Annotated in this window: 12 protein-coding genes and 1 tRNA gene; 5 read left to right on the top strand and 8 right to left on the bottom strand. The window is 54.3% G+C overall.

The features are described 5' to 3' along the window. Window positions 1-154: 154 nt before the first annotated feature. A tRNA-Ile gene (locus AAZT04_RS18125) sits at window positions 155-231 on the bottom strand. Between the two features lie 148 nt (window positions 232-379). Between AAZT04_RS18125 and mug the strand changes: the two genes are divergently transcribed. Next, window positions 380-868 carry a G/U mismatch-specific DNA glycosylase gene (gene mug / locus AAZT04_RS18120; RefSeq protein WP_334647490.1) on the top strand — a complete coding sequence of 163 codons (489 nt, stop codon included), beginning with the start codon at window positions 380-382 and terminating at the stop codon, window positions 866-868. Between the two features lie 28 nt (window positions 869-896). Further along, a complete protein-coding gene (locus AAZT04_RS18115) occupies window positions 897-1,340 on the top strand; it encodes a nuclear transport factor 2 family protein (RefSeq protein WP_046374960.1) in 444 nt (147 codons plus the stop codon). A gap of 48 nt (window positions 1,341-1,388) precedes the next feature. Here the strand turns inward: AAZT04_RS18115 and rpoD are convergent, their stop codons facing one another. From rpoD to rpsU, 3 genes are all read right to left on the bottom strand, one after another. Beyond that, the gene (gene rpoD / locus AAZT04_RS18110; RefSeq protein ID WP_020831770.1) at window positions 1,389-3,224 is read right to left on the bottom strand and encodes an RNA polymerase sigma factor RpoD; all 1,836 of its coding nucleotides are present in this window, start codon (window positions 3,222-3,224) and stop codon (window positions 1,389-1,391) included. Between the two features lie 157 nt (window positions 3,225-3,381). Next, window positions 3,382-5,130 (bottom strand): DNA primase, encoded by a 1,749-nt coding sequence (gene dnaG, locus AAZT04_RS18105; protein WP_046372583.1) that lies wholly within the window; start codon window positions 5,128-5,130, stop codon window positions 3,382-3,384. Window positions 5,131-5,266: 136 nt separating this feature from the next. Beyond that, window positions 5,267-5,482, bottom strand: coding sequence for a 30S ribosomal protein S21 (gene rpsU, locus AAZT04_RS18100; protein WP_001144069.1), 216 nt, complete (start codon window positions 5,480-5,482; stop codon window positions 5,267-5,269). A gap of 327 nt (window positions 5,483-5,809) precedes the next feature. Here rpsU and tsaD point away from each other — a divergent pair, with 327 nt between their 5' ends. Beyond that, a complete protein-coding gene (gene tsaD / locus AAZT04_RS18095; protein ID WP_434681205.1) occupies window positions 5,810-6,823 on the top strand; it encodes a tRNA (adenosine(37)-N6)-threonylcarbamoyltransferase complex transferase subunit TsaD in 1,014 nt (337 codons plus the stop codon). 63 nt (window positions 6,824-6,886) lie between these two features. Here tsaD and AAZT04_RS18090 read toward each other — a convergent pair whose 3' ends face one another. The 4 genes from AAZT04_RS18090 to plsY form a co-directional block, all read right to left on the bottom strand. After that, window positions 6,887-8,629 (bottom strand): ABC transporter ATP-binding protein, encoded by a 1,743-nt coding sequence (locus AAZT04_RS18090; RefSeq protein WP_048759835.1) that lies wholly within the window; start codon window positions 8,627-8,629, stop codon window positions 6,887-6,889. Further along, window positions 8,623-10,419 carry an ABC transporter ATP-binding protein gene (locus tag AAZT04_RS18085; protein WP_434681202.1) on the bottom strand — a complete coding sequence of 599 codons (1,797 nt, stop codon included), beginning with the start codon at window positions 10,417-10,419 and terminating at the stop codon, window positions 8,623-8,625. The genes AAZT04_RS18090 and AAZT04_RS18085 overlap by 7 nt, the downstream gene beginning before the upstream one ends. Window positions 10,420-10,560: 141 nt before the next feature. Beyond that, on the bottom strand, window positions 10,561-12,756 hold the full coding sequence (fhuA, locus tag AAZT04_RS18080; protein WP_434681200.1) for a ferrichrome porin FhuA: 2,196 nt from the start codon (window positions 12,754-12,756) through the stop codon (window positions 10,561-10,563). Between the two features lie 252 nt (window positions 12,757-13,008). Further along, window positions 13,009-13,647: a glycerol-3-phosphate 1-O-acyltransferase PlsY gene (gene plsY, locus AAZT04_RS18075; RefSeq protein ID WP_020828719.1), complete on the bottom strand. Its 639-nt coding sequence runs from the start codon at window positions 13,645-13,647 to the stop codon at window positions 13,009-13,011. Window positions 13,648-13,754: 107 nt separating this feature from the next. Here plsY and folB point away from each other — a divergent pair, with 107 nt between their 5' ends. Together folB and bacA are read left to right on the top strand one after the other, a co-directional pair. Next, window positions 13,755-14,114, top strand: coding sequence for a bifunctional dihydroneopterin aldolase/7,8-dihydroneopterin epimerase (folB, locus tag AAZT04_RS18070; RefSeq protein WP_020828718.1), 360 nt, complete (start codon window positions 13,755-13,757; stop codon window positions 14,112-14,114). Between the two features lie 131 nt (window positions 14,115-14,245). Further along, entirely contained in the window at window positions 14,246-15,070 is an 825-nt protein-coding gene (bacA, locus tag AAZT04_RS18065; RefSeq protein ID WP_020828717.1) for an undecaprenyl-diphosphate phosphatase, read from the top strand. Window positions 15,071-15,079: the final 9 nt, after the last annotated feature.

The raw sequence follows: 15,079 nt of genomic DNA, 5'->3' as shown, positions 1-15,079 counted from the left end.
TGTTAATTAACCTCCAGAGAGTGATGTGGAACGAGCGTTACTCTCTGGCGATTTAACTGGCGCAAGTCTGAAGCCTATTTCGCCGATTATTTTTTTCTGAAACCACAAAACAAAAAAGGACTTAGTCAGTTTCCTGTCTAAGCCCTTCTGAATTTGGTGGCCCCTACTGGACTTGAACCAGTGACCAAGCGATTATGAGTCGCGTGCTCTAACCAACTGAGCTAAGGGGCCAAGCGGCGAGATTATACGGCAATCCTTCGACGCAGGTCTACAGTTAACCATCCGTATGTTGCTTTTATGCGCAGTTCTAGCCTGTTGTAATTACTGGCGGATTTTGCGATAACCGCTGTAAATCCCCTTTAATGGACTCCCGAACCCTATGGAACTCCTGGCGCCAAACCTGCGGGTGGTGTTTTGCGGCATCAACCCCGGCCTCTCCTCCGCCCACCAAGGCTACCCTTTTGCCAACGGCAGCAACCGCTTCTGGAAGGTGGTGCATCAGGCCGGCTTTACCGAACGTCAACTGGCGCCCGAACAGTGGCAACAGCTGCAGGATACCGGCTGCGGCATCACCGCGCTGGTGGCACGGCCAACGGTCGCCGCCAGCGAAGTGACGCGTGGCGAATTGCTCAGCGGCGGCGAGGCGTTAAAAGAAAAAATCTTGCGCTACCAGCCACGCGCATTGGCTGTTTTGGGCAAGCAGGCGTTCAGCAGCGCCTTTGGGGTAAAAAATGTAGCTTGGGGCCGTCAGGAGATGATGATCGGCAAAACTGAGGTTTGGGTATTGCCGAACCCCAGCGGATTGAATCGTGCCACGCTGGAGCAGCTTACAGAGAGTTATCGCGAGCTGTTTCTGGCATTGAAATAATCTGAGAGGGAGTTGCAGGATGAAAGCGATGATTAAAGCGGGATTGGTCGCTCTGCTGTTGGCAAGCGGCGTTGCCCATGCGGGCAACAGCGTGCAGGAACTGAAGAACAAAAATAACGTGCTGGAGTTTTATCAGCAGGGGCTAAATAACAAGGATTTTGCCGCGGCACGGCCCTTTCTGGGTGACGAGTACAAACAGCACAATCCCAATGCGCAGGATGGGGTGGAAGGGTTCCGCAAGTTTGTCGAGCTGCTCAAAGCGCGTTACCCCGATTCTCACAGCGAAATCAAACAGGCATTTGTCGACGGCAACTATGTGATTTTGCACGTAGAGACCAGCGGACGAGAAAAGGGCAAGACGGCCGCGATTATCGATATTTTCCGGCTTGATGACGCAGGCAAAATCGTGGAGCACTGGGACGTGACCCAACCGGTGCCGGAGAAAACCGCCAGCGGCAACAGCATGTTTTAGGCAATAAAAAACCCCGGCGAGCCGGGGTTTTTTGTCAACAGCTGAACCTTAGTCGTCCAGGAAGCTGCGCAGCACTTCGGAACGGCTTGGGTGGCGCAGTTTACGCAGTGCTTTGGCTTCGATCTGACGAATACGCTCACGGGTAACGTCGAACTGTTTGCCCACTTCTTCCAGCGTATGGTCAGTGTTCATATCGATGCCGAAACGCATACGCAGCACTTTCGCTTCACGGGCGGTGAGGCCGGCCAATACGTCGTGCGTTGCGGAGCGCAGGCTTTCCGAGGTGGCAGAATCCAGCGGCAGCTCGAGGGTGGTATCCTCGATGAAATCGCCCAGATGTGAATCTTCATCATCACCGATCGGCGTTTCCATGGAGATCGGCTCTTTGGCGATCTTCAGCACTTTGCGGATTTTGTCTTCCGGCATCAGCATGCGTTCAGCAAGCTCTTCCGGCGTCGGTTCGCGGCCCATCTCTTGCAGCATCTGGCGCGAAATACGGTTGAGCTTGTTGATGGTCTCAATCATATGCACCGGAATACGGATGGTACGCGCCTGGTCGGCGATAGAACGGGTGATAGCCTGACGGATCCACCAGGTGGCGTAAGTCGAGAACTTATAACCACGACGGTATTCAAACTTGTCTACCGCTTTCATCAGACCGATGTTGCCTTCCTGGATCAGATCCAGGAACTGCAAGCCGCGGTTGGTGTATTTCTTGGCGATAGAAATAACCAGACGCAAGTTCGCTTCAACCATCTCTTTCTTCGCACGGCGGGCTTTCGCTTCACCGATAGACATGCGGCGGTTGATGTCTTTCACCTGCTCGATGGTCAAGCCGGTCTCTTCTTCGATCTGACGCAGTTTCTGCAGGCTGCGTTGCACGTCTTCGGCGACGTCTTTCAGCTTCTCTGACCATGGCTTGGCCATTGCCAGCGCCGCTTCGAACCAGGTGGTGCTGGTTTCGTTGCCGGCGAACAGAGTGACGAAGTTTTTCTTCGGCATTTTGCACTGTTCAACGCACAGCTTCATGATGATACGTTCTTGAGTACGAACGCGGTCCATCATGGTACGCATGCTGTTGACCAGGAAGTCGAACTGTTTTGGCACCAAGCGGAACTGCTTGAACACTTCAGACAGCTTCAGAATTTCTTCTGCTGCGCTGGCGTGGCTGCGGCCGTTCTTTTTGATGACGACACGAGTCGCTTCGTACTGATCGCGCAGGTCGGCGAATTTCTGACGGGCCAGCTCAGGATCGATGCTGTTGTCGTCTTCTTCTTCGTCTTCATCTTCTTCTTCGTCGTCGTCGTTCTGCTCTTCGGTAGACAGCTCAGAACCCACGTGGGTAGCGGTAGGGGCGATGTCCTCTTCCGCATTAGGATCGACGAAGCCGGTGATCAGATCGGACAGGCGAGCTTCGCCCGCTTCGACGCGATCGTATTGTTCCAGCAAATAGGTAATGGCTTCCGGGTACTCGGCAACCGAGCACTGCACCTGGTTGATGCCGTCTTCAATGCGCTTGGCGATGTCGATTTCGCCTTCGCGCGTCAGCAGTTCAACGGTCCCCATTTCGCGCATGTACATGCGCACCGGGTCAGTGGTACGGCCGATTTCAGACTCAACGCTGGACAATACCTGAGCGGCAGCTTCTTCCGCATCTTCGTCCGTGCTGTTTGAGTTTTCAGCAAGCAATAGGTCGTCGGCGTCCGGTGCTTCTTCCAGAACCTGGATGCCCATGTCGTTAATCATCTGGATGATGTCTTCGATCTGGTCGGAGTCGACGATATCTTCCGGCAGATGGTCATTGACCTCAGCATAGGTCAGATAGCCTTGCTCCTTACCACGGGTGACAAGTAGCTTTAGCTGTGACTGCGGGTTTTGCTCCATAAGACGGTATCCACACTTCAGAGTATTTGGGTTGGTGTCGGTCGGCGAAACCGCCAACAATAGCATTTGGGGCGTTTTTGTTGTTGCCGCGGCCCACTGTGGCGGCATATTGCAGGGCTCTGCCCTCACATTTATCGGCACTTAAGCCGTTTGGTATTCAGTTTTTCTTCGCCAGCACCTGATTCAAAGAACGGACTTCTTCACGTTCTTCCGGGCTGAGGCCATGGGTTCTGGCCTGTGCGATCAATGTCTCCAGCCGCTGTTCCAGTACCGAGTCGTACAGGCTGGCTAAAGTATCCAAAAAAGTCTGTTCAACCATATCCTCAACGATCATATGGTTCCATGTTGCCAAGGTTTCAAGCTGTTGGCTCAATTTGTTGTCACGATACTGCTCCAACAGCTGGCCGGTTGTCAGCCCTGGCTGAGCCAGACAGGTCTGCACCAGCTCGACAAACAGCGGCAAACCCGCCTGTTTGGTCTGCTCCAATCCCTCAAGCGAAGGGATAAGTGTAGCCAGTTGCGGATTTTGTACCAGTAACCCTATCAGTATACGCATGGTTGTGCGTTTTAGCTGGGGCGCCTGATAAGTATTCGCATTTTCGGCTTGCTTGGGCATCAGCTTGTCCAACTGGCTGTCGTCCAGCAAACCCAGCTTGCTGCCGAGTTGTTGGCGCAGGTACAAGCGCAACGTTTCGCCCGGCACCTGAGTAATCAGCGGCAGTGCCAGCGTGCTCAGCTTGGCGCGGCCGTCCGGGCTGCTCAGGTCTACCTGCGGCATCAGGGTTTCGAACAGGAAAGTGGAAAGCGGCTGCGCCTGCTCCATTCGCTGCTCGAAGGCCTCTTTGCCTTCTTTGCGTACCAATGTGTCTGGGTCTTCGCCGTCAGGCAAAAACATAAACCGCAGTTGACGCCCGTCATTGAGATAGGGCAACGCGGTTTCCAGTGCACGCCATGCCGCTTCGCGACCGGCTCTGTCACCGTCATAGCAACAGACAACGTTGTCGGTGGCGCGGAACAGCAGCTGAATATGTTCGGCCGTTGTCGAGGTGCCAAGCGAGGCGACGGCATAATCGATGCCGTATTGCGCCAGCGCCACCACGTCCATATAGCCTTCCACTACCAGCAATCGCTGCGGGGTAGGGTGGCTCTGTTGCGCTTCATACAGGCCGTACAGCTGACGACCTTTGTGGAAAACTTCGGTTTCCGGTGAGTTCAGGTATTTCGGCATGCCGTCACCCAATACGCGTCCGCCAAAGGCGATCACTCGCCCGCGTTTGTCGCGGATAGGGAACATTACGCGCTCACGGAAACGATCGTACGAGCGTCCTTGATCGTTAGTCACCAGCATGCCTGCATCGTTCAATGCCAGGCGTGACTCGGCGTCACGACCAAAACGCTTTAATGCGTTATCCCAACCGGCAGGTGCAAAACCGATGGCGAAATGACGGATAACGTCGTCACTCAGCCCGCGCTGTTGCAGATAATTGCGCGCCGGCGTGCCGGAGGACTGATGCAGTGACTGTTGATAGAACGCGCTGAGCTGTTCCATCAGTTGATACAGGCTTTGACGCTGATGGCGTTCGATTTGCGTCGGTCCGGAACCCGCCTCGTAAGGCACTTCCAGTCCGTGCATGGTGGCCAGCTCTTCGATGGTTTCGACAAACTCGAGCCTGTCGTAATTCATCAGAAAGTCGACGGCGTTACCGTGCGCACCACAACCAAAGCAGTGGTAAAACTGCTTTTCGCCATTAACCGTAAATGAAGGCGTTTTTTCGTGGTGGAACGGACAGCACGCGTGATAGTTCTTGCCCTGCTTCTTGAGCTTTACCCGGGCATCGATCAGATCGACGATGTCGGTGCGAGCCAGCAAGTCATTGATAAATACGCGCGGAATTCGTCCAGCCATAAGCCCTTACTTTACTAGCCTATAAACGAGAACAAGCCGCGCATTCCTTTCGGAAAGCACGGCCTTCGTATGCAACTACTCGGTCTGCGCGATTTTTAAAATCAGAAATTCACGCGGCGGGGTTGCCCCCGAAGAATTAATACAGACGAGTGCGGCGTGCGTTTTCGCGAGCCAGTTTCTTCGCGTGACGTTTCACAGCAGAAGCTTTAGCGCGCTTACGTTCGGTAGTCGGTTTTTCATAGAACTCACGACGACGAACTTCAGCCAGAACGCCTGCTTTCTCGCAAGAGCGTTTGAAACGACGCAGAGCAACGTCAAATGGCTCGTTTTCACGTACTTTAATTACAGGCATGTGCCTCTCACCTCAATAAAATTCGGTTTGCTGCTGGCCAAGCGCCAGCAATTTCAAAATGGTGCGGAATTTTACTTCAACGGATGCTGCTTTGTAAAGCACCACAGCAAATTGAAACCTGCGGCCACCCTGGTAAAACATGCGCAATTTTGCATCGGGCGCTGATTATAGACTAATCAGAAAAAAATGCTCGTTTTTAATCAAATCGGCATTTGTGGCTGTAATCATCAACATAGCCCAATAATGGTGACAAGCGTGCGCCACGCTGGCGGTAAACAGGCTCGATTGTGCTAAACTGGCGGCCGCACGTGAATGATGGGAAATGTAATGCGAGTACTGGGCATAGAAACCTCCTGCGATGAAACCGGAATTGCAGTGTATGACGATCAGGCCGGTTTATTAGCCAACCAATTGTACAGCCAGGTGAAGCTGCATGCCGACTACGGCGGCGTGGTGCCGGAGCTGGCCTCCCGCGATCACGTGCGCAAAACCGTGCCGTTGATTCAGGCGGCATTGAAGGAAGCGAACCTGACCGCGGCGGATATCGACGGCGTTGCCTACACCGCCGGGCCGGGCCTGGTGGGGGCGCTGCTGGTCGGAGCCACCATTGGCCGCGCACTGGCGTTTGCCTGGAATGTGCCGGCGGTGCCGGTGCATCATATGGAAGGCCACCTGCTGGCGCCGATGCTGGAAGATAACCCGCCGGCGTTCCCGTTTGTCGCTCTACTGGTGTCTGGCGGGCATACGCAGCTGATCAGCGTGACCGGTATCGGCGAATATGAACTGCTGGGCGAATCGGTCGACGATGCGGCCGGTGAAGCTTTCGACAAAACCGCCAAGCTGCTTGGGCTGGACTACCCTGGCGGGCCGATGCTGTCGAAGATGGCGCAACAGGGCACGGCGGGGCGTTTCACCTTCCCACGCCCGATGACCGACCGGCCAGGGCTGGATTTCAGCTTCTCCGGGCTGAAGACCTTTGCCGCCAATACCATTCGCTCCAACGGCAATGACGATCAGACGGGTGCTGACATAGCCCGGGCGTTTGAAGATGCAGTGGTGGATACGCTGGCGATCAAATGCAAACGCGCGCTGGAACAAACCGGCTTTAAGCGCCTGGTGATGGCCGGTGGCGTCAGCGCCAACCGTACGCTGCGAACCAAGCTGGCAGAAATGATGCATAAGCGCGGCGGTGAAGTGTTTTACGCCCGACCGGAGTTCTGCACCGATAACGGTGCGATGATCGCTTACGCAGGCATGGTGCGGCTGAAAAGCGGCGCTAATCCGGAGCTGAGCGTTTCGGTACGGCCGCGCTGGCCATTGGCTGAGCTGCCTGCCGTTTAATTGGCCTGGACATTTCCATAGTCAAACAAAAGGCTCCCTCGTGGGAGCCTTTTCAGTTTTCAGTCAGGCAATACGCCAACCTTTGGTTCTGTGCCGCTGAGTCAGGAAATGCGCGTAGCGTCCCCCCAGGGCTTCAAGCTGGGCATGGGTGCCGCGTTCAGCAATTTCGCCGTCTTGCAGTACCAGAATTTGATCGGCCATCGCTACCGTCGACAGCTGGTGCGCAATGACAATCAACGTCTTCTTGCCGCGCAGCCGTGCCAGGGTGTCGGCAATGATCGCTTGATTCTCGGGATCCAGTGCCGCAGTCGCTTCATCAACCAGCAGAACAGGGGCGTCTTTAATCAGCGCGCGGGCGATAGAAATACGCTGGCGCTCGCCGCCGGAAAGCCGTGCGCCGCCTTCCCCTACCGGGGTATCCAGCCCCTGGGGCAGCCGTTCGATGATTTCCGCCGCACCGGCCTGTTCGATGGCCATCAACACTTCCTCATCGCTGGCCGTCGGCTTACCCAGACGGATGTTTTCGCCAATGCTGCCTTGGAACAGGTAGGTATTTTGGAAAATCTGGCTGATCTGATCCGTCAATTGTTCGTTAGGGATCTGGCGTACGTCGGCTCCGCCAATCATCACTGCCCCGCCGGTGACGTCAAAGAAACGCGCAATCAAACGAACCAGGCTGGTTTTACCCGAGCCGGATGCGCCAACCAGTGCGGTCATGGTGCCGGGTTCAACCTTAAAGCTGACCCCGTGCAGTACGGCAGCCTGTTCTGGCGAATAGCTGAACGAAACATCGCGCAGCTCCAGCGAGCCGTTATGTGGCCGTTGCGCCTGTTGAGGTTCGGGCAAGGGGGTAATGGCTAAAATTTCGCTGACGGCATTTAACTGGCCGCGGGCGTTTCGCAGGGCTTCGCCATAACTGGCAACGTCCAGCAACGGGTCGATAAAGCGGCTAACCAGCATCAGGGCGATCACCGTCCCCACGGCGCTACCGATAGCCGGCAGGTGCCCCTGAGAATGGCTCAGCAGCGTGGCTCCGGTGACCAAGAGGGTGGCAAACACCAGTTGCACTACCCAGGAGTTGAGCACCACAGAGGCCGTGGAGATATAAATAAGCCGCTTGCCTGACTGATACTGCCGATCGATGGCCTGTTCGAGGAAACGGGTCCCGCCGCCTTCGCCATTGAAGGCACGCAGTACGGACTGTGCCTGAGCAAACTCCACCATACGTTGGCTGGTGTGGGCGGATGCCTGATGGAAGGCTTCGTCAGCCTGGGTACCGAGCCGCGCTGAGAGCAGGAAAATACCGGCAATCAGGGGGAGGGCCGCCAGCGCCAGTAGCCCCATTTGCCACTGCAGGGTGCAGAGCGCTATCACCAGCACCAGCGGCGTGACGACACCGCTGACGATCGGTGTAAAAAGGTGCGCCGGGAGTTGCGCCACATCCATCATCCCCTGAGAAACCACATGACTGAGTCGCGCCGTATTATCAGGAGTGAACCAGCCGATAGGCAAGGTAGCCACATGGTCGCCAATGCGTTGACGGGCGGTCAGTAACAGCGATGAACCTACGTTCATGCCGGCGAAATCGACGCGCCTGCGCAACAGCCAGCTCAAAAGTACGCCGGCGAAAAGCGCTATCAGCCAACCGGCCGCCGTGTAGACTTCACCTTGCAGCAGATAGCCGACTATAGGCACCAAGGTGGTGACCGTCAGGCCGCAACACACACCGTAAAGCGCGGCCATGCCGATATAACGACGGAATATGGGAGCATCGTTGCCGAGCAACTGCATAAATGTTTTTAACATGGTTGATCCGCCTGTTTCGTCATGTTTTCGTAACCCCCCGCAGCCCAGAGGCGAGCATAGCGGCCTTGGCCAGCCAACAACTCAGCATGGTTGCCTTGTTCGCGGATCGTGCCGTCCTCAAGCACAACGATATGATCGGCGTGCATGATGGTATCTAACCGATGGGCAATCACCAGTAACGTGCGATTTTTGGCAAAGTTGGAAAGGGCTTCCTGAATCAGGTATTCGTTCTCCGCATCAGCGGCGGCGGTGGCTTCATCCAGTACCAAAATCGGTGGGTTCAACAGCACGGCGCGCGCAATGCTTACGCGCTGCTGTTCACCCCCGGAGAGTTTTGCATCCTCCCCGACTACCGAGTCGTAGCCCCGTGGCAAGCTCAGGATATGATCGTGAATATTGGCTGCCATGGCGGCGGCTTCGATTTCTTGCATGCTGGCATTGGGGCGACCCAACGCAATATTTTCTCGCAGGCTGGCGTGGATCAGCTTCACTTCCTGCAACACGAAACCAATGTGTTGATAAAGCTGGGTCGAGCTCATTTCGCGCAGATCGACGCCGCCAAGCGTGATGCGCCCCTGCGTCGGATCGAAGAAGCGCAACAGCAAGCGCGCCAGGGTGGATTTGCCCGCGCCTGATGGGCCGACGATGGCGGTTACGCTGCCGGGTTTCAGGCTGAGGTTGATGTCTGCCAGCACGTGACTGTCACTATTGTAGGAATAACCGGTTTGTTCGAAACGGATCTCCGCGTCTTTCAGCATTGGCTGCACTTCCGGCTGCGTGAGGATCGGCATGTCCAGCAGCGATTGTATGCGCTCCGCCGCCCCTGTGGCATTACGCAGGCCGTGGGTAATAAAGCCCATTAGCAGCAGCGGGGCGGAAATACCCGGTGCGACCAGGGCGAACGGCAAGACGTTAAGCGGTTCAAGCCAGCCCAGTGCCACAAACAAGGTACCGAAAACCAACACCACCCCCAATACGGTCACCGGAGCAACGATGGCATTCGCCAGCGCGATGGTCTTGATCACCGGGCTCATGGTACGGGTGAATACCTGGGTAAAGGAGGCGATCGCTTTACGGTAGCTGCTGTGCGCTTTGCCGCCGCCGCTGAAGGTCTTGATCACCGGGATGCCGTTAACGAATTCGGCTACGGCATTATTGATACGGCCTAACCCCTTAACAAACTCGCCCATATGGGGCGCTCCGGCTTTCTGAGCCCTGCCGAAAATGAAGAAGAACAGGAAGAAAGGAATGATCGAGACGATCGCCATCCGCCAGTCCATGACGAACATGTAGATAACCGAGATCAGCATCGCGCCGATTGTGCGTCCCAGCGTGGTGAAAAAGTGGGCGGTGAGATCGTGCAGAGTGCCAATATCGTCCTGCATCGCCTGTTTCACTTCGCCTGAGGCACGGTCGCTAAACCACCCCAAGGGCACCTGTGCCAGATGCCGGGCCGCCGTAATGCGCAGGCCATGGGTAATGCGGTTATCGGCCAGGTGTGCGAGCACTTCGGCCAGGGTGACAATGATTAAGCCGACAAACAGGCTGACCAGGCAGACGACGACGCTGTCGCCAATCCCACCCGCCGCCAGAAACGAAGTAGCGGCTCCTGTTTGTACCTGATGACCCAAAACAATGACGGCAATATGGGCAATGCCCGCCAACGGCACCAGCGTGAATATTGTGCCGATAGCTGCCAGTACCCCGGCGACAATAAGGCTCCCACGTATAGGCCGCAGCAGTCGCCCGATAGGACCAGGCTTACCGGCCCCCGTTTGATGACTACTCATAATAACTCCCCTGAGGAATATAAATAAGGATTCTTGGCCAAGATTGGCCAAGAAATAGAGTGGCGAAAATCAAACGCCATAATTAAAGCACGACATGTAGCTCAATATAATTTCGAAAGAATAGGGCTGTAATATTTGCTATTACCAATGCAAGGTTAATGTGGTGAGGATTTGCCGTTCTGCACCCCATGAACAGGTATTGTTGGTAAAGCAAGAGGAAACATAGTGCTTATCAAAAAGATTATTTACGTTTAAAGCAATTTCTGCGTTTTCCAGTCCGGGGATGTCATCCAGTTGATATTTTATGGCGGTATCAAAAACCGTATAGCTCGGGACTTTGAAATTATTCCCATCGTCACCTGGGGTGCTTGACACATAACGTGCGCCACCGCCGAGGCTCAGCCCATTTAGCCAGCCTTGATTAAAGGTGTAATCGGTCCACAAATTAGCCATATGTTTAGGCACCATGGCTGGAGTATGACCATTATTACCGGAGTTATCGCGGAACTCTGCATGGGTATAGGTATAGCTTGCGATTAAATTAAGGTTATAAGTGAGTGCGGCCTTACCTTCAATTTCAATCCCGCGAGAGCGGATTTTGCCTTCCTGCACATTGTAATAAGGGTTAAGGGCATCACGGCGTAAATTATTGTCTTTGGTCAGTTGGAATGCGGCGATAGAGGCAGAAACCGGTGCGTTATCAGGGATGAATTTAATCCCTGCTTCATATTGCTTCCCTCGGGAAGGTTTGAAAGCCTGGCCTGATAAACTGTTGCCGCTATTGGGTTCAAATGACTCGCTATAGCTCAGGTAAGGTGCGATGCCGTTATTGAAGACATAGTTAACGCCGCCACGCCAGGTGAATTCATTATCCGTGATGCTGGATGAGGATTCCGCGCCCGTCATATTACTGCTTTCATGGGTTTTTACGACGCTGTGGTCAAAGCGGCCGCCCAGCGTGAATACCCAGTTCTGCCATTCGGCCTGATCCTGCAGATAAGTGCCTAACTGGTGGTTTTTGTTAATCGTATGGGTGTCGCCAAAATAAAGCACATCATGGTTGCCATACTGCGGGTTCACCAGATTGAGCGGCGCGGCAGAGCCCATCTTGTTTTGCAGATCGTTGCGCAGCTGCGAATAGTCGATCCCCATCAACAGGGTGTGGCGCCAACTGCCGGCGTTCAATTTCCCTACCAGCCGAGTATCGGTGGTTAACCCATTCAATCTCTCGTCGCTGACCATGGTTGCGCGGGACAAGGTGGTGCCGTATTGCTGGGGGGCTACTCCCATGCAGGTCATTGGGTTGCACAGGCCGTTGCCATAGATGCTGCGCCAGTTGACCTTGGTATGCTGATAGCGGACGGCCTGATGGAAGGACCAGGTATCGTTGAAGGCATGATCAAGCTGATAGCCCACAGTGCGCTGCTGGCGTTCGAAACGGTTATAGCTGGGCTCGCCCTCGTTAAACGAAGGAGACAATTTGCCGAATTCGCCGGAAGTCAAAGTTCCTTCGCTTGGCAGCCAGCCGTAATAACCGGTGCGTGGTTCGTTTTGCAAAGACAGCTGAAACAACAGCGAGGTTTTATCCGACGGCTGCCAAAGCAAAGAAGGCGCAATGGCATAGCGTTTTTCGCGCTCGCCCTTTTGCTGGCTGTGCGCTTCGTAATAATTACCGGTTAAGCGGTAAGCCAATGCTTCTTCATCATCAAGAGCGTCGCTGAAATCGAATTGGGTTTTCCATTCGTGATGGTTGCCGGCCTGCAGTTGTAATTCATGCAATGGCTGCTTTTGTGGACGCTTGCTGACGCTGGAAATAACGCCGCCGGGATTACTTTTGCCATACAGCACCGAGGCCGGGCCGCGCAAAACTTCTACCCGCTGTAAAAAATACGGATCCACTTTGCTGTCGGCATACATATCCCCTTGTAATTTCAAACCGTCCAAATAGATATTCTGGCTGACGTTGTTGAATCCCCGGATCATGACGCTATCAAATATGCTCGAACTGCCGCTGTTGCCTGTCATTATACCCGGCGTATAGTTGAGCGCATTTTTAATGGTGGCTGGGCGTTTGGTTTGTAATTCTTCTTGCGTAATAACGGAAATAGACTGGGGAGTTTTGATTAATGGCGTGCTGGTTTTTGTTGCCGTAACGCTTTGTTTGGCGGCATAGGTTCCATTGGATCCTATGGCTTCTTCTGCCGTATTTCCCTCGCCATAAACGGTAATGACACTTTCGTTTTCCCCTGCGGCATAAGCCAATGAACTGGTACATATTCCTGCCAGCAGCATAAAAAGGTTAGGCTGTTTTATTATCAGGCGCCGAATAGTCTTCATAGGCATTTTATTGATGATCCATCTTTAGGGAATGACAATATTTAATTGTCGCTAATGATAATCATTAGCGATGGGGCCATTTGGCAATTCATGCGATTTTGAAAGAGGGATATTATTACTGCAGAGGCGTTACTCTGGCGGGAAAACGCAATATATTCACGACGATAGAGTGATAACTCAAAAAACCGGGCACCGTGGGGAACAGTAACCGGGTTAATTCGGGGCAGGCTGACCTGCCCCTGGCGTTATGAATTACTCTTCTTTTTTGGTTTCCTGTTCAACCGCTTCAGGCTTTTTCTTGCGGAATTTGGCCCAAATTTTTCCCTCCTGCCCACGCCAAAGGCGCTGAATGTTGTCGTGGTGCCGCATCAGGATCAGGCATGACAGCATGGCTACCGGGAAGGTGAACTGCGGTTTGAACCACCAAACGTAGAAGGGGGCAATCAGCGCGCTGACAATCGCGCCCAGCGAAGAGTAACCGCTGAGCAACACGGTCAGCAACCAGGTACCGGTCATCAGACCGGTCAGATCCCAGCCTATCGGCGCTATGGCACCAAATGCTGTTGCCACGCCCTTGCCGCCACGGAAATGGAAGAACACCGGATAGATGTGCCCAACGCAGGCGGCAATTGCCGTCAGCCCCAGGTACAGCGGTGGGACATTAAGCTTGTATGCCAGCCAGACCGGCAGCATTCCTTTGAGAATATCGAAAACCAGCACCGCCGCCGCCGCCAGGCGACCGCCGATGCGCAGGACGTTGGTAGCCCCTGGATTCCCTGAGCCATGTTCACGCGGATCGGGCAGCCTGGCGATCCGACAAACCAGGATCGCACTGGAAATTGAGCCACACAGATACGCGAAGATAATCATGCCAAGCGCGGTAGCACTCATAACGCGGTTCCGTTTAATAAGGGTCGTTTTACTCGCAACATAAAGGGATAATACGCATATTCCGCTGGAAGTGGTATCCGGCAAGGCCAAAAACAGAGAATGACGTGATGGATATCGTATTTATAGAAGAACTTACCGTAATCACCACCATTGGCGTTTATGACTGGGAACAAAACATTCGCCAGAAGCTGGTGTTCGATATCGAAATGGGCTGGGATAACCGCCAGGCAGCTGCCAGCGACGACGTGAACGACTGTCTGAGCTATGCCGATATCAGTGAAGCCATCATCCAGCACGTGGAGCCAAATCGCTTTGCGTTGGTGGAGCGGGTGGCGGAGGAAATATCTGAAATATTGCTCCAGCGCTTCAAATCCCCCTGGGTCCGTATTAAGGTCAGCAAACCGGGCGCTGTTGCACATGCCAGCCGGGTTGGGGTGATTATTGAGCGTGGTACCCGTCCGGTGTGATGTTCTGTCATACAGGTGCAACTAAAGGCCGTTAACCTGGTCTGAACCTGAGAATTGTTTTAGCGGCAATGTATTGAACACTGCCGCTTTTTTATGTTTATAGCCGTAAATTTATGGGGTGATCGAAGCACATGGCGGACATGCATTCACTGTTTATTGCGTTTGTTCTTGGGGTGGTTGAAGGGTTAACTGAATTTTTGCCGGTATCTTCTACCGGGCACATGATCATCGTTGGCGAGTGGCTGGGTTTTACCGGCGATAAGGCCAAAACCTTTGAAGTGATCATTCAGTTGGGGTCGATTCTGGCGGTGGTGGTGATGTTCTGGCGCCGTCTGTTCGGGCTGATCGGCATTCATTTCGGCGGTAAGCCGGTTGAGCACGAAGGCAAAACGGCGGGCCGGTTAAAACTGGGCCATATCCTGCTGGCGATGATCCCCGCGGTGGTGCTGGGGCTGTTGTTCCATGATTTCATCAAATCGCTGTTCGCGCCGAAAAACGTGATGTATGCGTTGGTGGTCGGTGGTTTCCTGTTGCTGGCGGCAGAATGGCTGAAGCCGAAAAAACCGAGCGCTGAAGGGCTGGATGACATCACCTACCGCCAGGCGTTTATGATTGGTTGCTTCCAGTGTCTGGCGCTGTGGCCGGGCTTTTCCCGTTCAGGTTCGACCATTGCCGGCGGTATGCTGGTGGGCGTTAACCGTTATGCGGCCTCCGAGTTCTCCTTCATTCTGGCGGTGCCGATGATGATCGGTGCCAGCGGGCTGGACTTGTACAAGAGCCTGCACTTCCTGACGATGGGCGATTTACCGATGTTCGCCGTCGGTTTTGCTACCGCTTTCGTCGTAGCGCTGATCGCGATAAAAACCTTCCTGTCGCTGATCAAACGCATTTCGTTTGTGCCGTTCGCCATCTATCGTTTTATCGTTGCCGCCGTGGTTTACATGGTCTTCATGTAAGCGACACGT

The sequence above is a fragment of the Serratia sp. Je.1.23.a genome, assembly GCF_051129805.1.
Classification (GTDB): Bacteria; Pseudomonadota; Gammaproteobacteria; order Enterobacterales; family Enterobacteriaceae; genus Serratia; species Serratia liquefaciens.
This window is presented reverse-complemented; position numbering and strand designations above follow the sequence as displayed.